12 protein-coding genes are annotated in these 21,796 nt (G+C 47.8%); 1 reads left to right on the forward strand and 11 read right to left on the reverse strand.

Annotated elements, in window-relative coordinates:
• Positions 1-446: 446 nt before the first annotated feature.
• Complete coding sequence (locus tag AC506A_RS27880; protein ID WP_495464277.1) at positions 447-1,046, reverse strand: TetR/AcrR family transcriptional regulator; 600 nt, start codon at positions 1,044-1,046, stop codon at positions 447-449.
• A 284-nt stretch (positions 1,047-1,330) separates the two neighbouring features.
• Between AC506A_RS27880 and AC506A_RS27885 the strand changes: the two genes are divergently transcribed.
• A complete protein-coding gene (locus tag AC506A_RS27885) occupies positions 1,331-2,644 on the forward strand; it encodes a CBM96 family carbohydrate-binding protein (protein WP_495464278.1) in 1,314 nt (437 codons plus the stop codon).
• A 58-nt stretch (positions 2,645-2,702) separates the two neighbouring features.
• On the opposite strand, the gene AC506A_RS27890 is transcribed toward AC506A_RS27885, so the two are convergent.
• The 10 genes from AC506A_RS27890 to AC506A_RS27935 form a co-directional block, all read right to left on the reverse strand.
• Entirely contained in the window at positions 2,703-5,756 is a 3,054-nt protein-coding gene (locus AC506A_RS27890; RefSeq protein WP_495464279.1) for a beta-galactosidase, read from the reverse strand.
• Positions 5,756-6,676, reverse strand: a complete 921-nt coding sequence (locus tag AC506A_RS27895; protein ID WP_495464280.1) for a phytanoyl-CoA dioxygenase family protein — start codon at positions 6,674-6,676, stop codon at positions 5,756-5,758. The genes AC506A_RS27890 and AC506A_RS27895 overlap by 1 nt, the downstream gene beginning before the upstream one ends.
• Before the next feature lie 79 nt (positions 6,677-6,755).
• A complete protein-coding gene (locus AC506A_RS27900) occupies positions 6,756-8,330 on the reverse strand; it encodes an ABC transporter substrate-binding protein (protein ID WP_495464281.1) in 1,575 nt (524 codons plus the stop codon).
• Positions 8,331-8,378: 48 nt separating this feature from the next.
• Complete coding sequence (locus tag AC506A_RS27905) at positions 8,379-9,344, reverse strand: carbohydrate ABC transporter permease (RefSeq protein WP_495464282.1); 966 nt, start codon at positions 9,342-9,344, stop codon at positions 8,379-8,381.
• A gap of 17 nt (positions 9,345-9,361) precedes the next feature.
• Positions 9,362-10,183, reverse strand: a complete 822-nt coding sequence (locus tag AC506A_RS27910) for an ABC transporter permease (RefSeq protein ID WP_495464283.1) — start codon at positions 10,181-10,183, stop codon at positions 9,362-9,364.
• 300 nt (positions 10,184-10,483) lie between these two features.
• Positions 10,484-12,109 (reverse strand): response regulator transcription factor, encoded by a 1,626-nt coding sequence (locus tag AC506A_RS27915; RefSeq protein ID WP_495464284.1) that lies wholly within the window; start codon positions 12,107-12,109, stop codon positions 10,484-10,486.
• A gap of 12 nt (positions 12,110-12,121) precedes the next feature.
• Positions 12,122-13,891 carry a sensor histidine kinase gene (locus tag AC506A_RS27920; protein ID WP_495464285.1) on the reverse strand — a complete coding sequence of 590 codons (1,770 nt, stop codon included), beginning with the start codon at positions 13,889-13,891 and terminating at the stop codon, positions 12,122-12,124.
• A gap of 24 nt (positions 13,892-13,915) precedes the next feature.
• Positions 13,916-14,986 carry a peptidyl-prolyl cis-trans isomerase gene (locus AC506A_RS27925; RefSeq protein WP_495464286.1) on the reverse strand — a complete coding sequence of 357 codons (1,071 nt, stop codon included), beginning with the start codon at positions 14,984-14,986 and terminating at the stop codon, positions 13,916-13,918.
• Positions 14,987-15,081: 95 nt separating this feature from the next.
• Positions 15,082-17,988, reverse strand: a complete 2,907-nt coding sequence (locus AC506A_RS27930; protein ID WP_495464287.1) for a golvesin C-terminal-like domain-containing protein — start codon at positions 17,986-17,988, stop codon at positions 15,082-15,084.
• 21 nt (positions 17,989-18,009) lie between these two features.
• Positions 18,010-21,552: an S-layer homology domain-containing protein gene (locus AC506A_RS27935; protein ID WP_495464288.1), complete on the reverse strand. Its 3,543-nt coding sequence runs from the start codon at positions 21,550-21,552 to the stop codon at positions 18,010-18,012.
• Positions 21,553-21,796: the final 244 nt, after the last annotated feature.

Raw genomic sequence — 21,796 nt, forward strand, 5'->3', positions numbered from 1 at the left:
CGCCAGCGTTCGTCCTGAGCCAGGATCAAACTCTCCATAAAAGTGGTAAGCCCGAAGGCTTGGCCATTTTTAAGAATTCGCTTGTTAGCTCATTCAAAAAACTAGCTTTGCAGAATGTTACTTCTGCGATTTATGACCATTTGACTGGTCGCTCATTGTTCAGTTTTCAAAGAACAAATACTTGGTTTATTTCCTTCCGGCTCATGACCGGAATTAGAGTATATCATGATGCGAAACATGATTGCAAGCTTTATTTTTCAACTTGTTTTGTCTCGATCACCGCTTCCAAGTTGATGTCTCGGAGGCAGAAATAGAATATACCATGGATGAATAGCGGAGCGCAACTGTTTTTTGAAATTAATTTTCAAGCTGATAGAATACTTATACCCTTTCATTAGATAGGCTAAACGGCCACCCCGGCTACAATCTCCTAGAATGACCAAATGCTACGACTTCGTCTGCTTATATTGACGCAGTAAGGACAATTGCTTCGTTAGAAAAACCGGCGTATACGGCATGTCGTTACGAAGCCAAGAGATGATCGTACCGATCATGGCCGAGGAGCTGTACCAAATTGCAATATCCTTGTGAATCCCCGAGGCGGCGAAATCGCGATCATATCCTGAGCTTTCGATCTTCTCGGTAATCAACTTCGTCAACAGCTTTAGCAGCCGTTCCGTAAAGACCGTCGTTCGTTTCGTGGCAAGAATGACTTTATAGAACTTGAAATTATCTGCGATGTGCTCTAGTAAATTCACCAATACCGGCCATTCCACTTCTTCAGCAGCAGCGCTCCGTTTCGGTATAGGCGCATTGATAATCGAAGTGATATCATCAATCATATCGTCAGCCAATTTCTCCAGCATATCCGGCATGTCCCGATAATGCAGATAGAACGTAACTCGATTGAGCGTGGCACGCTCCGCGAGACGATTAACCGATATTTTCTCAAGCTCCATCTCTTGCAGCAATTCAATGAAAGCATCCCGAAGCAGCCGCCTCGTGCGAAGAATACGGGGATCGATCTGATCCTTGGCATGACCCATCTTGCCTCATCCTCTCTAGCTAACTCTATTTATTGTCAACTATACAACACATTGTAAATCAGATCTAGAATGAGTGTCCGATATCATTGGATCCGCCAGGTAGTCATAATAACGTCACCCGGGTCACATCAGTTCGTTGTTGCGGCTAAGATCTCCGTTATATAGTAATGATGCCAGTCACGCGTTACACAACCTCGGAAAGGAGTGGAAGCATATCTCGGAAAGCGAAATGGCTCTTACTTATGTAAGCGGTATCATTTTAGAGTGAAAAATTGGAGGTGCGAATGATGAAGAAGAGTAAATCGTTTATCGTGTCTACTCTGGTTATGTTAATGGTTCTGTCTACTTTCTTCATGGTGGATAACAAAGAAGCCAATGCGGCTACCGTAACCAGTAATGCATCTGATGATGCAACCATGTGGGGAACAAGTTTAATAGGTCCGACAGACGCCACAATGGGTGTGAATGTTGGCCAAGACAAACGATCGTATTTGAAATTTAATGTCAGTAACTCAGGCACGATTACTTCTGCCGTTCTGAATGTGAAGTGCATCACAGGCGGAACCGCGAATATTGGTGCATACGCAGGGACGGGTAATACGACTTGGAATCAGTCAACCCTTGCATGGAATAACCAACCTGCTCTAGGTTCGTTGCTTGATTCGAAGAATACGACCTTTGTTGCAGGAACCGTTTATTCTTTCAATGTCCAATCGCTTATTAACGCCAATGGAACCTATTCGATTATCTTAAAAGGCATCTCCGGGGGGGAAGTCACTTTCTCTACGAAGGAAGGAACAACGATACCGAATGTAGTGACAACGACTACAACAACCCCGCCTCCAACCGGACCGGATCTTACCGGGTACACGCTATTGAGAGACTACTCCTTTGGTACAACACGCAACACGAACAGTCTTACAGCGCTAACCAATTCATTCAATGCTTATGGCGTTGCAGGAACAACGGTCATTAACAATGAATGGCAGCGGTATCAACCTATTAATGCTACCAATCACCATTTAACGTCTACGACGCTGGAATTAACGGCAACACCAAACTTAGGCGGTGTATATGACGGAGGAATAAGCAGCGGTCAGATCACCACGAAGGAAACCTTTTATCCGTATGACGGGAAAACGTATATCTTTCAGCTAAGAGCAAAAATCCCTAAAAAAGTCGGAGCATGGCCGGCATTCTGGCTGTATTCCCCCGGCGGTGCAGGGTCAACCAGTTCTGAGATCGATATCGTCGAATTCTTCGATACGCCAACACAGAATACGTATGACTGGACGGGATTTGATCATGGGGCCGGCGTATTCTCGGATTATTACAGCATCATGACCAATCAATGGGTATGGCATCCGGGAACGGATTTCTCGGATGACTATCATCTCTATACCCTGATCTGGAAGGAAGGCAACCTCCAGAAGTGGGTGGATGGCACCTTAGTTAAAGGAACGCTCTTCAGATGGGATGGACCGGCTCCACAAGTTCTAATCAACCTGGCTATGGGTGGAAACACGAACAACAACCCGGTTGCAGCTTCGTTCCCGGCGGTGTTCTCCCTAGATTACTTCCGCGTTTACGTAAAATAATTCAGGCAGATACTAAAATAACCCTCCATCAGTTCACGCTGACGGAGGGTTGTTTCGTTTAACGGAATGTTATCGTATCTCGTACCTTCACATGATACCGGCCGACCTTGATGCTAGTTTGCGGTGAAGCAGTAAGTTTGCCCACGAGCGCCAACTCGTTGCTCCCTTCCTTCAGCCATGAACGCCAGAGATAAAATCTTCGCTGATGGCCGCCAGGATAATACTTGCCGATAAGTTCACCATTCACATAAATCAACGTCAAATCGTGGATATCATTCAATTCGACGTACAGGGGGCTAACCAAATCATCATGCTCCGAGTATGAGAATTGACTCTTAGCGATATTTAAGGAACCTGTCGGTTGCGAGCTGGAGCTGCTGTTCAAGCTTACTTCTTCATACGTACCGAGCTCCCCCTCGAGCGCAGCTTGAATGCCTGATGCCAATGGGGTGAAGCTCGCTTCTCCCTCAATTGCGTCTTTATAGAAGGAAATACTCGCAGGTTGAAGGACACCTCCGCCTCTGGGACCCATGAGACAGCGCAATAAGATCTGATTGTCTTCGCCGAATCGGATCATCGAAGTGATATCCCAGTATTTCGGACTATTCTCGAATCCCCACGCACTCCATCCTTGCCAAATCGCAGCGAGATGCTTGCCGTTCACATAAAGGGCGTAGATTAAATCCGCATCTCTGATCTCTAGCAGGACGCGATTACCGGCGTATTTGGCATCCGCATAGAAATGGGTTCGATTCAAGACTTCACCTGAACCTGTAAAATCAACGTTGGCGTCTTTGATCATGCTGCCTTCTGAACCAAACTTGAAAGTAGACCAATTCTCGGTCCCCTCGCTCAGAGCCGCGATATCGATACCGATTTCCCGAGCATGGTCATCATCATGGAAGGAGAGTAATTGATCCCTTTCCTCGAAGAACGCGTCCTTCTCTTCCTTGGTGAACAACTGTTTCTGTTCCCAGCTCACGAGCTCTTCGTAATGGAGCGCACCAACATACAAGGGCAGCATCATTCCGCTTAAAGCCGGGTTCAAAGCCATATCCTTGTCGTGCCCCGTGGAGTAGCAGCGTAAAGTTAACCGGTTCTTGCCGTTAATCAGATTCGTTAGTTGAAGCTGCATCGTGCGTCTTCCCGAAGCAACCCATTGATCATTGATGCGCAAATCGAAGTAATCGTTGATCTCCGGTATCAGCAGCTGCTGCTCCCCGCCGTCACTTATCCATTCGCTGCTATAAACCGCATATCCGCAATCCGCATGCCCGTTTTTCTCAAAAGGAATGCCTAAGCTGGTTTTCGTAGTCGTCGCAACCTGTGAGGATAGAAAGCTCGTCTCCCAGTCCCGGCAAATTTGCCACTGTTTCATTTCGATAACCTGAAGATCGTTGGATTCTTGTTCGCCATGAGGTGCTGTATAATCCATTTGCTGCATGGAGCCATCCGCGCTGCGAACCAAGGTTAGCGCATGCGTTCTGCCTGGCTCCGCTTCTACGCGAATTTGATCAGCAGCTGAATCCGACCACTCCGCATAGTAAAGATCCGAAACAAGTATATCCCGCTCGCCATCGGCTTCAGCCCCGAACCAGGTATGCATAGCCCGGTCACGCGAAAGAATGAGGATGCGATACGCATCCAAGCTAATCCATTGGTCTTCCATTTGATGGGTGAAAGACACCGTTAATTCCTGAGCATCCCATTCCGTCCTCACCGCTCCGGAGTCGGATATATTCGGTGGAAGCTCGCTGCCCCACAGCAGTTTCAATTGGTTCGCCTGATTCGGATCGCCAAATAGAACACACACTCCCGAATCCTTATAGAGCAACTCTGCCGAGGAATGAATCCACTTTAAGTTGTTGTTCAATTGGAAGTTTAGCGGGTATATCCTCGTTTCCAACGGCTGCAGCAAGGTTCTCGATGGGAATAGCCCAAGTAATGCCGACGCCCAAGTAAAAGATTGCACTTCATTAGAAGCATTGCTTAACGAAACCAACTGCCCCTGCTTCATCTCTTCGTTTCCGCGGATGATGGCTAGGATCTCGGATGGAATACCCTCTATATAAGCTTCCGTGTCTGTCAGGATTGCCGGCTCTTCCACAAGCAGGGACTCAAAGGAAAGCAGCTGCGCATGCGTTGTCTTATAACGGTAGTACAGCTCTCCGAGCTCGCCCCATTCTTCGATCGCCGCTTCATTATAGTAGCGATTCGGGAAAAACTTGGCCGGCTGCATCCCGGGATCCGTACCACCGGAAAACATGAAGTAGTTCAGGCCGGCACAGCCGTTTATGAAAGCTAGTTTGGTCAGGCTTTCCAACCATACGCGAGGCAAATGTCCCATTGTGGTGACGTCCGGATGCAGAGCCGTGTTTAGCCAACCCGCTTCAAACTCCTGGCTAAAGATTGGCTTGCTTGGATGTGTTTTGCGATAATCCTGCATATGGGCAGCGACTTCCCTTAACTGATCCGGAGCAGGCGTGGGATAAAAATCAAAAGCGCCCAGCAGTCCCTCTTCCTCATAATAGTGCCCATTATTCAGCACGATCGGCACCTCGATGCCGAGCTCATGTACCTTACGGACTAAGCTAAGCAAATACGGTTTGTTTCCATAACCGAATTCGTTCTCGACCTGCCAGAGTATGGTATGGCCGCCCTCTGTGATTTGAGTGCCTTTAAGCAGCGGCGTAATCGTCTCTAGCCATCGATCCAGATAGAATAGAAACGCGGGGTCGCTCGTTCTCGTTCTAACCTCTTCCGACCATATCCAGCTCGGGAATCCGCCGCCCGATATTTCATCGCATACATACCCGCTTGGTTTTAGAATGCCGAATAGTTGATGCTGCTGCGTCAGCTCCGCGAATCGAAGAATATCCCAGCGATCCGCGAAGGTGAACAGTCCCTTCTCTTGCTCATGCAGCCCCCATGGGATATAGGTGCTGATTCCATTTAGGAGATTCGCCTTTAATTTGCGGATTCGATCCTCCCATTCCAGCGGATCCAGTTTGAAATAAGACAATTCTCCGGAGATAACCAGTCTGCTCTTGCCATGGATCTTAATAAAAGAATCTTCGCAGCTAATCGCCGCCGTTGCAGGTTTAGTGGTCATTATGTAGTCTCCCTATCGCTCAATGCTTGCCGTATGCTCATCTCTAATGGAGAGTAATCACGAACATCTTCTCTATTCAAGTTCATCCGTTCTTTAAGAGGTGTTGTTCGATTGCACATGAAGCGTGGAAGGCCGTTATGGTTCTGTGATGATGTATGGTAGAGAAAGGGATGACATAGAATGACATCGCCTGGAGAGCCGGTCATTTCAACGACACGCAGACGGATGCCTTCTGCATCTGTATGCCAAGCAGTCATAAACTTATGAATGCGATCCTCTGCGGAAGCTTCCGAGCTGCCCGCTATTCCCGTCAATTCGGCTAAGTATGGATGCTGCATGCTTAAGGCATCAATCGCAGTCTGCGATTCGAGACCTTCGGGATGCTGATCCAAGAAACGAGCCACCAGTTTATGTGACCCTTCAAGTACGAGAGTACCGCCGCCACGGGGAGCGGTTTCGGAGAACATGCAGAGGCAAAGCAAACCCTGTTCCGGGCTATCTACATAATGGCGGAAATGAGCACCGTCCCAATGCCAGCCTTCCGTAGGAATCGTCCACGCCTTCTCTGCCCCAAGCGCAAAATTAACCGGCCACCACCCCCAAGTCGAATGAATCTCGTCGATGCCATACACGCCTTTATCCGTCCATCGATCTCTGCCGATCAACTCTTCGATTGCAGTCGCCATCCTCAGCGTGTTGCATTGGTCGAACGCCGGACTACGATACGCTTCCTGCATGTAAATCATCGGCTTCGTCCAAGTCGCCCGATCTTCTTGCATAATCCCTCTCTCTCGGAGCTTTCCCCAAAGGAACTGCTGGCAAGAGAGCGCCGTTTCTCGCGGAAAGGCCTGCTCGACCTTTACCCAGCCTCGTTCCATAAAATGCTCCATTTGCTCAGAGCTAAGCACTTGATGAGCCATCGTATTCCTCCTTGGTATAAATAAGGCTAACGCTCCGAAGAGCGTCAGCCTTTGAGATTGTATGAAGAACTACTTATGATTACTTCGTTGCTTTCACCCATTCATCCAGCTGCTTTTGCTTCTCGGCAATGATTTTGTCAACACCGATTGATTTCAGCTTGTTAATGTATTTAGGCAAGAATTCGTTCGGATCAACAGTTCCCGTGAACAATGCAGGCTCGAATTCCTTCTTCGCATTGTTGAATGCGGCAATCTCATTCTTCACCGGCTCCGGGTTAAAGACAAAGCCAAGCACGCTTGATTTCTCCGCGGATTCATTGAACTTCAAGAAATTGTCCCATTTATTCGGATTTTCATTCGCCCACAGGTAATCGTTAAACTGATTGCCGAACATCCAAGCGCCATTCAGCACGTAGCCCGATGTTGCACCATCTAAGCCTTCTGGGAAGTCGATCACGTTATCGCTTTTCTTCACGAAATGCTTGCCTTCAATACCGAATGCAATCAGGTTGACTAGGTATTTGTCTGTGTAAAGAAGGTTCAGGAACATCATCGCACGATCCGGGTCTTTCGACGTTCTGGAGATCGATGTCATCGAGCCTGTCGTGTCCGCCGTTCTAACGATTGGCTTCGTTAGCTCGACCTGTACCCATTCAACCCCATGAGCCAGACTATCCTCGGCATCTTTACCAGGTTTCAGCTGCTGCACGTAAGAGAAAGCTTTGCCTGCTTTCAGCGCTCCGGAAATATCTGCGGCAGTAGCGGCATCCTTATTCACAAAATCAGCCATAAACCATTTGCGCGCCAAATCCAATTCCGCTTTTACTTGAGGCGTTTCAATGCCGGAGACGACTTTAAAATCATTGGCCCCGCGAACGACCGATCCCGGGCTGCTATCGCCTAGATCTTCAAAATTCATCGGGCTATAAATCCAGTCCACACTTGTATCTTTGTTCAAGTAGAGCGGCACTACGCCGGGTTCTTTGTCTTTAATCATTTGATAAATCGGTTCTAAGTCTTCAACCTTTTTGATCTGGGCAATGTCGATCTTGTATTTATCTACCAGATCTTTGCGGAGCATGACGCCGGCTTGGCTGGCGAGTTCTTTGTTGATCGGTATGCCATAGTTGCGTCCGTTAACCTTAGACCCTTCCAATAGAGCCGGATTGATCACATTTTTCAAATCAGGTGCATTCTTGTCCATCAATTCGGTCAGATCAATAATGTTGCCTTGTTGAATTTTCGTGCCGAAGTTATCCCAGTTCATCGTTTGAAGCAAATCGAATTGCTCGCTCGAGGCAAACTTCAAATTAACCTTGTCTTGCCAGCTGCCCCAGTCAATGACGTCCAATTCGAACGACGCGTTGATTTTGTCTTTCAAATATTTACTGATCTCTTCATTGACCAAAGCCAAATCCTTCGGCACTGCTCCACCAGGCACAACCATCTTGAGTTTGTACGGAGCGAGCTCCGGTTTCGTGGAGGACTCATTGGCGGTTGTCTCATTAGTCGTTGTTGCTTCTTGCTTCGAATCGTTTGTAGTCTGCTGACTGTTTGCGTTCGGTTCGTTATTTCCTCCGCAGCCTGTCAATAAAACAGATGCCGAAACCAGAGATGCCACAACGAGTGGAAGTGCCTTATTCTTTGTCTTCATATGAACCCTCCTGAATATATTTATATATGCTAACTAGCTTTGCTAGGTTTAGCCTTTGACAGCTCCTACAGTCAAACCTCTCACAAAATACTTCTGAAAGAATGGATAGGCGAACACCATCGGCCCGGTACCAACAATACACATGGCCATTCGAACGGTTTCATTCGGTAAATTCGCAAGTTCAGTCGAACTGGGTCCGGAGCCTGCCTGGGCGTTAGCTAGCAAGAACTGCAGGTTCATGAGAACCTTGTACATCATGTACTGAAGATTAATGATCTTGTCATTGTTGATGAAGATCAGGCTGTTATACCAGCCGTTCCAGTACCCGAGCGAGTAGAACAAACCAATCGTTGCAAAGACAGGAAGCGATAAAGGGATAATAATTTGGACGAGAATTCTGCCTTCCCCCGCTCCTTCTATACTAGCGGATTCGATGATAGAGGGATGAATCGTCGTTTGAAAGAACGTTCTCATAATGATGACGTAGAACGCATTCATCAATAGCCCCGGTATGATCAAGGCGAAGATCGTATCCTTCAGATGCAGCACATTCGTATACACCAGGTACCAAGGGACAAGACCGCCGTTGAATATCATGGTGAAGAAAATAAAGAAGGAGAAGAATCCGCGATAGTGAAAGTCTTTCCTGGATAATGGATAAGCGAACAGCACCGTCATCAAGAGTCCTGCAATAGTCCCTACAACCGTTACAACGATCGAGATCCCATAAGCCGTAATAATACTGTGAATATCGAACCATAAGTACTTGTACGCGGACAAGCTGAATTTCTCGGGAATCAATTTATAGCCATGAAGCGCGATCATTTTCTCGTCCGAGAAGGACACGCCTACAACTAACAATATCGGAAGGAGACACAGACAACCGTAAAGGATAAATAATACATTTAGAATGACATTGCTCTGCGGTGAGACAGCTAGTATATCACGCGGGTTTCTACTTACTGCGGATCCTTCGTCATGCAACGAGTATTTCACTGAAGTTGTGGTATCCAAGATTCTTCTCCTCCGTTCTAAAAGAGTGCGTTCTCTTTGTCTATTTTGCGCACCAGGAAATTCACACTCACGACTAGAATGAATCCGACCACTGCTTGATACAAGCCTGCAGCCGACGACATTCCGGTATCCCCTAATCGAATCAAAGCCCGGTATACGTACGTATCGATAACGTTTGTTGTGGAGTACAAGGCTCCCGCATCCAGCGGCAATTGATAGAACAAGCCGAAATCTGCATTTAAGATATGACCGATCGCCAGCAAAGTCAGGATAATCATCATCGGTCTGATGGAAGGCAGTGTAATATTTCGGATCAGCTGCCATTTGCTCGCGCCGTCGGTAATGGCAGCCTCATAATATTCCTTATCGATACTAATAATAGCCGCCAGATAAATGACGATGGAGTATCCGACGTTCTTCCAGATGTAGACGATCGGTAAGATGAACGGCCAGTACTTCGGCTCGCTATACCAAGCAATCGGTTCAATGCCGAGCGGGACCAGGATGAAGGTATTAATGAAGCCATATTCCTGACTCAGCATCGAATAGCCGAGATAGCCGACAACAACCGCCGACAGAAAGTAAGGGAGAAACATGACGCTCTGATACAGATTCGAGAAGAAGCGATTTCGAAGTTCATTCAGCATGATCGCAAATGTAACGGCGCTGACCAGCGTAAGTACGATAAATACTAGATTGTACAAGATTGTGTTTCGTGTAATGACCCATGCGTCGCTGGAGTTAAATAGAAACTTGAAGTTGTCGAATCCAACCCACGGACTTTTCAAGTAGCCTAATGCATAGTTGATGCTTTTAAAGGCGACTACTGATCCGAGCATTGGAATATAATTGTTAATAATGAGATAAATGCAACCCGGCAATAACATTAGTAACAAATATCGATTTTGATGCATTTTTTTTAGTAGCGATAACTTTTTTCTTTCTTTAATGGGTTTATTCCCCATTACTTTCACCTTCTTTCTCGTTGCTCTTATCTGTTATCCTTATTATAGAGTTACATAAATAGGGTTGCTACGAAGTGGAATGACATCATTGCCGTTATTATGACGGCTATATCCGGAACTACAAATAAACCCTTGCTGAGCCATGACAGGCTCAGCAAGGGTTTATTGGTGTTCTTATTTGTCTATCGTTTGGAATCGTTTGCGATACTCCTGCGGATGAACGCCAACTTGTTTTTTGAATATTTTGCTGAAATGAGAGAAGTTGTCATACCCCATCAATTCGCAGATTTCGCTGATCTTCGCATTCGATTCGGTCAGCATCACTTTAGCTTGGTTCATTCTGACGTAAATAATATAGTCCATTAAGGTTTCGCCTGTTTCTTTCTTGAACAGCCGTGACAGATAAGCCGAATTCAAATGGACATGGGAGGCAATATCTTCCCTCATGACATCCTTCAAGTTCGCTCGGACATACTGCTTGATTTTCTCGATAATCGACGAGCTGTCCATTTGCCGCTGCTGCATATAATCAACGCCGGCACTAATAACGCGTGTAGCCCATACTTTGAAATGGGAAATGGAACGGGTAGCAGATGGATCTCCTAACCACTTTCCGGTTCCCAGCATCTCTGTTATAGACCGGCCACGTTTGTGCGAGACTTGGTAGACCATATGTAAGATGGAGTGATAGAGTCCACCAATCGTTTCCGCTGTAATCGATTGATCCTCCTGGAGCTCGGTCAACACGGCCTCCAACCGCTTCATCAGCTCCTCTTTCTTGCCTAGCTCGAACAAGACCAGCCAATCCGCGCTTTCTATATGTACGGGTGCCTTACTGTGAGCAGGCGCTGGGCTTCCTTTGGTTTCTTGCTTGAACTGGACTACCTTCGTATGTACGATGTTGCGAGCCTCAAGCTCCAGCAAGGCATGATAACTATCTGATAACTCACTTATCTTTACAGGGCCGCCAATATAACAAGACAAGCTGCAATAGAACAGCCGTGAACACACTTCAATGTATTCTTGGCACTTCGCTTGCAAATCATCTCGATCAGGTTCAAAGCCATCTGCCAAATAGATGAGTATGAAATGAAGGCCGTTCCGATCTTGGATCACGTCTCCTTCACGTGCCTGCAGAAACAGCTCTGCTGCCGCGTTACGCAGGGCATACTCCATTATTTCTTCATCACGCAGCGTGAATTCCTGACTCCACATCTCGACACTAAGCAAAATCGGCAAAATGCGTGTATTCGGATCAAATGAGAAATTGTAGGCAGGCAGCTGCTGCTTCAAATTGTCAGCGGTCGGAATAAGCCGCTGCGCTAATATATCCTGCCAGAACCGCTCTGTCAGCAGCGGCTTCTGCTTCTCCCACAGCTTCTCGTAGGTTTGGAACCGTTCATCGAATTTCTCGACCTTCCTCATTTCCTCCAGCCGATCCTGAACTTTCACCATAACTGTCCTTAGCTGATCATAGTTGACCGGCTTCAGTAAATATTCATAGCTTCCCAGACGAATGGCCTGCTGTGCGTACGCGAAGTCTGCATGTCCCGTCAAGAATACCGTAACCATCAACGGGTTCTGCTCTCTTACCCGTTCAACCAGATCCAGTCCGTTGCAATCGGGCATTTCAATATCACAGAGCATGATATCGATGTTCTCGGTTCGAATGATGTCCATCGCTTCATCTGCATCATAGGCGCTGTATACCTTGCTGTACCCCAAGCTGTTCCAATCGATCCCTTTAAGCAACGCTTTAATCGCATATACTTCATCATCTACGATGAGCAAGTTATACATCTAGTTAGCCCCCTAATCTTCTAAAGCCTGTTGGTTTGGAATGACTAAACGAATAACCGCCCCTTTCTGGGCGCCATTCTCGAACAAGATGCTGCATTGCTCGCCATACTTCATACGCAAGCGGTGGTGTACGTTCCAGATCCCCAAATGCTTATCTCCGGAGCCGTGGCCTTCTGCATAGTGACCGGCCTGAAACAGCTGTAATTTCTCAGCCGTAAACCCTTTTCCATTGTCACTAATACGCACTTCATAGCAATCCGGCCTCTCCTCCGATGGCTGCACCGAAATCGAAATATGAAATATCGCCTTGCCTTTATCCATGCCATGTATAATCGCATTCTCAACAAACGGCTGCACGATTAAAGGAGAAATCGGATGGGACTTGTAGGGATCAGGAAGTGAGATCTGGAAAGTCAGCTTATCCGGGAATCTAAGTTTCTGGATTTCCAAATAATTCTCGATATGCCTGATCTCTTCAGCGAGCGTTATGGTATCCCGATGGGAACGTGTAATGAAGCGGAAATAATCGCCCAAATGCTCTGTCATTTTTTGAACGAGACGATTCTCTTCCAGCACGGAGAGGCTAAAAATAATATTTAAAGAGTTTAAATAGAAATGCGGATTAATTTGCGCTTGCAAATGATTGAATTCCGCCTTCTGCGCTCGCAGCATTTCCTCGTAAACGTTAATTTTCAAGCTTTGAATTTGCGAGACCATTTTGTTAAACGTCTCCACCAAGAACGAGAATTCCTTCGTTGAATTGTCGCCGATTCTTACATCCAAATTCCCCCGGCCAATGCTCTGCATCCCTTTAATCAGAATGTTCATCGGCTGCAGCAGTACATTTTTCACAAATAGCAAATAAAAGGCAAGAATGATGATTAATCCGATGGGAAGCAGGTAGAGCAAGCGTTGAAAATATAACAGCTTCTGCAGCACGATTTTCTCTGGAATGAAGACAGCGAGGCTCATCGGCGCAAATTGAAACGGGAGGCCGACAAGCATATACTTGTTTCCGCTCGATGACTTCGTGAACGAAATGTATTTCATCTCGTTGTGCTCCAGCTTATTCACGATTTCATTTACGTTATCCTTAGACAGGGTCGTCTCGATCAGGGATGCGCCTTTGCTGGACATGAGCAGCAGTTCTTTCCCGCTGTTCCCGAAATTGGACTGCTGGAGCGGTTGGATCAAGTGATCGATATCGATTAAAGCCCCGACGTAAAGCTCCCGATTGTCTTCTTTAGGGCTAATTGGAATCACGCGCACCAAATAATATCTTTCGTTCCATGAGGTGACCGTCCAATTCTGCGTATCCATGTTGTCCGTATTCTGTTCAAAGAAAGAATAGAGAACGCCGTCAAATTCCTGGGTATCTTCGTAGCTCTTCTTCACGCTGATCATATCGTTGTTTTTCTGCGAATAGACGAAGAAGGTTTCGATTCCTTTATAGACGCTAAGGTCGTCATCGAACTTACGCAATAACCATTGCTTCGCCATAAAATAATCGCCGCTTTCCTTCGGATATAAAGTAAGCGGTATCAAATTGGTGTAGGAGAAATCGCTGCTTCCCAGACGCAGGATATAATTGTTCGTTTCCTCCAAGGTTTGATCGAGAGACGCAACCTGCGTTTCAAGGAAATTGTAATAGGACTGGGATACCTCGGTACGGACAACATTCATCGCATAGAAGTTATTATAGAACAGAAAGAAAATTAACGGTGTCGTGACGATAAAAAAACCGAGTATGAATTTGAAACGCAATGTTTTCTTCTGGTTCATCCGGGTAACCTCTCTCTGCGTAAGTCAGCCGACCTCAATTCGGTCATAGATCTCGTGATGAATCACAACCGATGCATCCCGAACAAGTTCATCTACCCTCTGGTCAAATGATTGTCCGGCCAGATCCTTTCGAATGCCTTCCTTCACATCTTCAAACGGCACATAGCCGCCTTTCTTCCTTTCCACACATTCCGCGATCCAGTACGTTCCGTTCTCTTGAAAAACATCCGTCGTTTGTCCCGGTTTAAGCGACTTCAGCTGGATATACAATTCCGTATTCGGAAGCGTATCGCTATGAGCACTTGCAGCATCAAATACTTGCTCCTCTACTACGACATCCCCTTCATAAGGAGCCAGTGCATCCTTCATGCTCGTACCGTAAGCAAGATCAGCCTTTACATCCGTCAGCGCTTGCTTGGTATCCGCGGATTGAATCGTGATTCTATGTACGGTAACGGTATCCGGCAAATTGAAAAGCTTGCCTTTATGCGTTTCATAGTACTGCTTGAGTTCGTCATCGGACAATTGTTTATGCTCATTTGCCGATTTCCGCAGCTCCCCAATCAGATTCGATTGAACGAAACTGTAGTATTCGGATTCATTATAGTGTAATGGCCCGAAAATGTCCTGATTGTTTGCAATCGCTTTCGCCCTCTTCTCATTCTCCGCTTCCAAGCTGCGAAGAAAGCCCGCATAGGAGATGTCGGTGACAATGGCTTGCTGCTTGGCTAACAGCTGCGGAATTTTGACGGTGACCGATTCCGCCAGCGCCTCCTGCTTCAGCTTCTCTGCAGGAACTTCCCCCTTATAATTCGTCGTCCAGAACTGCTTGCCTGCCTCTGCATCGTGCTTGACTATGAAGTAACTCGATACCTTGGAGCGATTCTTGGCCAAACTCAAGCTAAATTCGCCATAAGTTAACGGTTCTCCGTTAATCGTTGCTACGACTTCGCTGTCGTCAATCCCCGCGTCCGTAAACGTCGAATACTTGAATCCCACTACAGCGAACATGATCGTCACCGCTGCAGCAAGCCCGATTGCAACTCGATTCTGAAGAAACCGTCGAGACTTGGGTGGTTTACTCGCTATTTTCATTCCCGTTCACTCTCCTTGACCCAAGAGCTATAAAAGCCTCGGGAAAAGGCCAAAGCCTTCTCCCGGGGCAATTTATGCAGTACATCTTGAACCTATTATGGGTGGACCGTCATTGCTGTCAGCGGATGCATGGCATCTTTGCCATCCCACACAAACACTTTCAAGTAACAGCCTTTCACTACCGCCGGCATGACCAGCGATGTTGTCAACGAAGCATTGTCGTAGCTCTTAATGATGACGTTCTCGGCGCTTGTCTTCAACAATCCTTTCTGATTGTATACGGCAAGGATGAGGGTCACATTCTTCTGCTTATCGGTCGAATTGAGCACCTTCGTCGAAGCTTGGACAAGCCCGAAAGGCGAGAAGGACGTTATGGCATTGCCTGTTATATCCGTAATCGTCGGTGCCTCCACGTCGAATCCAGGACCTACGACGACAGTTGCAGGGCTGCTTACAAATGTTGTTCCGTTGATTGTAACGGATGCTGTAATGTGTAAGGTTCCAGCTGACACTCCCGTAATGATGCCTGTGTCCGAGATGGTCGCCGCATCACTATCGCTCTGAAAGTCTACGGAATAACCTTCTGCTAACAAATCTAGCGCGCTGTTTCCGGCTGCATTCAGTCCCATTACGGAAAGCCCCATCGTTTCGCCGAGCTTCAACTGCAGCTTATCGGCCGTTAGAACGACTTTGCTAATGCGATCCGGACCGAATCCGTCACGATAGAGGAATTTAACGGCATCTGCTGCCACTTCCCCATTGGCGTTATCCGTTACTTCGACATTGCCGCTTGTGCCAGCAAGGAATTTATGCGTGCCAAGCAGCACCCACGTTCCGCCTTCCGTGCGTTCATTGACCGAGTAGGTCTTCGAGCCGCCATCGAACCGGACGGTGAATGGCGCATTAGACGCCCGATTCCCGGAGCCGGCAGGCAAATAGTAATAAACGGCGTAGTACCCGTCTTTCGCTAGATTCGGCGTCCATGTTACTGCATTTGTCCCGCTTCCCTTAGCGATGGTCACATAACCGGCATCATAGGAGGAATTGCCCGAAGCTGCGCTCCATGCTCCTGTCTTCACAGCTGCCGAATCGTCTACGATAGCAGCGGCAATGGTTGTTGTCACTTGCAGCGTAGCGCTCTTCTGCGATTGGTTCCCTGATGCATCCTTCGCCACAATAGAATAGGAATAGCTCGTATCCGGCGTAAGTCCAGTCAGTGTCACCGTGTTGCTGAGCTGTACCGAAGCGATCTTCGTATCCGTTGCTGCGTCGAATATATCGCCATCAAGCGGAATATTGTTCTCAGCCGCATGCCAGGACAAGGTTACTGTCGTATCCGTTATATCTGCAGCAGCAAGAGAAGTAGGCATAGCTGGAGGAGTTATATCCGCTGCCGCACTGCTCTGATCTTCGAAAGCGCCGATATCCGGAGAGCCTTTGTACAGCTCATTTCCCCAGAAATCTTCACCGCCGTTCTGATCGACCACACGTCCTGCCCCAATTAACGGAGAATCAGACTGCAGCCTATAACCGGCAACCGTGCTAATCCCGTCTTGACCTTTCCCCGGATCAACAAACTTCGGATCAACGGTCATGTTGTTTATCCCTTGAACAGGAGGCGCTGAACCGAAGAAATCGTTATTGTAAAACTTCGGCCCTGCCGGGAAAGGACTATTGCCCTTCGAGGTATAGAAAATATTGTTCGTAAACGCAGCCTTCGTGTTGTTCTTGATGACGAATCCATCGCCGTTATCATTGTAGAACACATTGTTGTAGTACACCGACGGGTCGTTAATGTTCATCGTGCTGCCGGAGAAACCGTGGTGAGCGTCATTTTGGCTGATGTTGTAACGGTAGATGTTCATGCCGTCCTTGTTCTGTCCCATGTCCATCGTAAATCCGCCGGCATTATCATGGGAGTAATTGTACTGGAATACGTGAACCCCCTGGGCCAAAATATCGACATCGAATGCGTTCGAGTCCGTGGATGCGCTGTTCTGGTAATGGACGCGGGCAACCTCGTTATGTTCCACCGTTGCACCGAAGGTTTTCCATACCCATATCCCTGCAATCCACTTGCCGTCGACCGAATTAATCCCCACATCGTACGCCGCGTTATACGCAATGAGCGGATTATCGGAGACCCCTACGATAATGGCGTCTGAGCCCGTTTTATTAATGATGTTGTTCTGAATGACGACGTTCTTATGGTACAGCTCGGGTATATCTTGATTTGGATGCCCATCCACTGAAATGCCGATCGTGGTAATGTCATGAATGTTGCAATCTTCAATCGTTAGCTGATCGAAAATAGCATGTTTATCCGTGGGTACATTCTGTTCCCATTCCCATGCATTAACCATAATGGCGGCATTGCTGTTCTTATTCACCCAGTTGCCTTCCGGATCCTGTACCGACGTTTCACCCGTGATCGAGATACCGGTAACGTCATGAATATCAAGGCCGATCAAGCTGATGCCGCTCATCGTTCCTTCGTGAAACGCTTGAACCCATACGCCTGAACGCCGGTAGTATGCGGTCTCGTAATCTTCATAATCCGCAGCGTTGAAATTGGTCAGTTCCAAATCCCTTACAGTAATATACTGCTGATTCTGAATGCGTACCGCTTGACCTCCGCCTCCGCCATTAATGACAGGCTTCGCATCGCCGCCGTATTTGCCGATAACAATCGGGCTGCCATCAGTACCGGAGAAGTTGACGTCCAGCGATTCGTACCACTCACTGCCCGACTTCAACAGTATCTGATCGCCTGGCTGGAACATGGAAGCACTTGCGGAGATATGAGCTAAGCTTGCCCATGGTGCATCGGCATCTGTACCGCTATTGCTATCGCTGCCGGAAACAGAATCTACATAATAGGTTGTACCGTCAGCTGCAGTTGCCGTGTTCGTTGATGGCAATAGGCCCGCGAACGAAGTAACGAATAGAATTGCAACTAGCAATCTGGTAACTAGGTTTGTGCTCAACCGTTTAACCTTCACGTTTAACCCTCCTATGACCCTTTAAGTCAGCAACTTCAAGAAGTTGTATATCATCTGCGCGCATTCCGCGCGTGCGCTATCCGCTGCAGGATCAAGGCTGTTATTCGGCTTGCCGTTAATGAGTCCGGCATCCTTCGCCTTGCTTACAGCATCCTTCGCCCATTCCGATATGCGCTTGGCATCCGTAAATACATGGTCTCCGGCCGTTAGTTGGATGCCTGACTGATGCTCATAAGCACGAACGATCAGCACGATGATTTCTTCTCGCGTCATCACAGCGTCCGGAGCGAATTGATTGTCTCCGCGTCCATGAATTAGACCCGCTTCAGCAAGGGCGGACACCGCGTCTGCGTAATATTTGGCAGGATCGATATCTTTGAATGCCGATGGTCCTGACGACTTCAAATCGAGTGCATTCGCCATTAATACGGCAAACGCTGCCCGTGTAATCGGCTTGGCAGGATCAAAGGCCGTATCGGTAACTCCGTTTACGACATGCTGAGCCGATAGGACTTCAATAGCTCGTTTGGCCCAATGACCATCCGGCACATCCGAGTACGACTTGTTATACGCGAGAACCTGATAGTAACCAGGCTTCGCAATCGCTGTGGATATGGCGCCATCTTCGTCAAGCTGACCACCCACATATTCAAGCTTGCCTGTCTCTTCGTTGTAGAAATAAACACCAAGAAGCTCTTTGTCTGCATTACGATCATTAACCGGCAATTTGATCGATACCGGCTTGCTGAACGAAGTCAAATCAGTCGACTTTCCGTCTTTCGCAACGAGAGAAATCGCTACATTCGATGCAGTCCCTAATGCGTTCACTTTGACGTTGCTTGGCAGCTTGGCGATACTCGCTTGCTGCAGCTCATCGTCGGCGTCTGAATGAAGATGAATGGCGATCTGGTAGCCGGACAGATCGGAACCGCCAGCTAACTTCATCGCATCCTTAAGCAATGCAGCTGGAATGGAGATCGTCTGGTCTCCTGCATGAATGAGCAGAGAACCATCCCCGACAAGTGAAACCTGATCCGCATGAATCAATAAGGTATCCGCTTCTTTCGCCAGTTCAACTACGAGGTTGTGGTTCTGATCTGGCTTCTTATCCTTTAGATCGATTAGGATGGCACCCTGATTCGCTGATGATCCTACATTCCCATTACTCACTCCTGTAGCGGGTGTAGCAGCCTTTCTAGGTGTCCCTTTCACCGTAATCCCATTCGATTGATTACCTGTATGGTCCACACTTTGAAGAAGAACGGTATATTCCTCTCCATTAGTGAGGCCATTCAGCACGGCACGCTTAACGCCTTTCTCTACAGCTAATGCCTGCTGTGGTTGTCCCTCAATACTGACGAGCGCGTGATCATAATCAAGATCACCCGGCTCCGTCCAAGTAACGGTTAGCGAGCCATCGCCTGCCGTGATTGCAGCATTGGTTGCCTCAGCAGGGGCGATCGTATCCGAAGTCAGCTCAAACGTCGTCGATGACGTCCGCTTTATTCCGTCTCCGCCGACTGTAACCGTATACAATCCACTGCTGAACAATTCGCTATTGATTGGAAATTCAAAGGAAAAGCTACCTTCGGCTGTACTTGGTGCTTGGTCGATATATGCGATGCTGCCGGCACTGTCTGTAACCAGAATGGTCACGTCTTGAGCCTGCACGTGAGTGGTTTGCCCCGAGACCGTCACTATCGTGGTGCCCGGGATAACGGCAGCCGTAGAGGAAATTTCCAGCTGCGGTCCATCCGTAGGTTCGAATGACGCCAGTCCCCACAGGCCTCTGCTTTTCTTCGACGCTTCATCGTTCGTGGTCCAGCCCCACTGTCCTCTTCTGTCGTAACCTCCGTCATTGAGTACCGTGTTCATGATGATCTGCTTGTCATTCCACGGCGCTTCGATTCCAAGTGCGCTCAGCGGAATAGAAGCCTCAATGGTATATCCTTTGCCATCTGCATCGGGGTGAACATTCATCTCAATATTCGGCGTCGTAAACTCACCGTTCTGATACAGGTAAAACTGAGGGCCATTGTCGATGCCTCCACTCAGTACAACCTGAACATCGCTTGGAAGCATCGTAGGCTTCTTGTTCGGAAAGAGCTTGTAGTCCAGATCTTCCGTGCCGAGGAAGATTTCTAAATTGTCGCCGCCCCAAATATTCGATCCAGTATTGGCATTAATCATGGGAGTAGGGTCTTTAATTTGGGCTGCGACATACAGATTGTCATGGTCATATTGCAAGTAAACGTTAGCGCTGTGAGCATCCCCATTGGAATCCGTTGTGCCCTCAATTCCTTCGGCGGAAGCCCCCAGCCAATCTCCAGCCGGCGTACCGTTCTCATCGGATTCCATTACACCATCTACATTCACTGGATTTTCCGTAAACGCAATGGTCGTTTCCTTCGGATAGGTAACAGGCGGATCCACAGGGTCCGTTGGTTCAGCCGGTTCAGCCGGGTCTGTCCCGCCTGCAGTTCCCGGTTCGCCAATACCGAGCGCTACCTTGGTCATGCGCGGATGCAGCATCCCCCAGAGCTCATCCGAGGTGTATGCCGGAAGTCTCACCTGAACATAGCCTGTTCCGTCAGGCAAATTGTTGATCTTAAGAACGGTGGCATTCCAGTTCCCGTTATAGGAGAACGAAGATTCCGCGTAATGGCTAGCTGAAGTCGCATTGCTGTAGGTTACGCCATCCTGCGAAGTCCAAACTTCGAAGGCTTTGGAAGGGATAAAATTATAATAGCCTTCCACGTAAACCGTATTGATTTGTTTACCGCTCGGAGCCGCATAGGTTAATGCTTGATCTGCTACTGTGGCATCGGCCCTTTCCACAAAAGATAGAGCTGCAAACGTACGTATGGCCCAGATGTCTGTCATTACATTGACAGTGAGGTTGCTTGTATCAGCTCCATCCACCACATGGGTGAGAGCTGAAAGGTCATCGATCATGTACTCGATTGGATGATAGCCTGCCTGATCATTCCCGAACGTGACGTCGTTCACGCTAAAATCGCCGTATTTCTGATTGTCTGCGAAGAAATCGGCGTTAGGAAGAACGATATGCACATATTTCGTACCCGGCGTGATATGCCCGGACACATAATCTGCTTTTACATTGCTAATATCGCTCATGATATCCGGACGAAGCTGTCTGGCCATCTTAACTTCATTGCCGTCTATGAAGCCGCTGCTCGCTTCGTCATACACCGTCTCATAGACCTTCAAGTCATTATCATCAAAATTAAGCGACCACTTATTAAACGTTGCCGCGATCTTGATATAGGCGAACTCGCTGTCTCCTGCGCTGTAGATGAGTTCCCCGGGTCCTGTAATAGAGCCCTCGTTGTGCGCTATTCCTGTTTGATAGACCACATGATCCAAGCTATCCAACGTGTCGGTGAACTTACCGCTGCTGTTAAAGGGAACGACTTTTAATAGATCCTCGCTCGTGATGGCAGCATGAACAGCCGCATTTGCCAGTGCCGGCTTCACGATGATAATGGACGCAAGCAGCCCCAGCATGCATACGACCGCCATCAGCTTGTTCAATCGTTTCATTCCTGACGTCCTCCTACTACCGTTTTATTGTGAATGCTCAAAGGAGGTAGTCGCGATCTACTCCCTCAGGTTTTTTAATCATAAAGGAAATAGACAGCCCCCGAAACGAAGGGGAATGACACGATTAACGTTATTATCACTAGTTATAAAATCATCGCTCCAGGATCGCGATACGAATGAGAAAAGCCGCTGCTCTGCTGCTCAGGGCAGCAAAACAACGGCTTTTCTTTCCAGACCGTAGTTT

The organism is Paenibacillus sp. N22P23, from assembly GCF_059383735.1.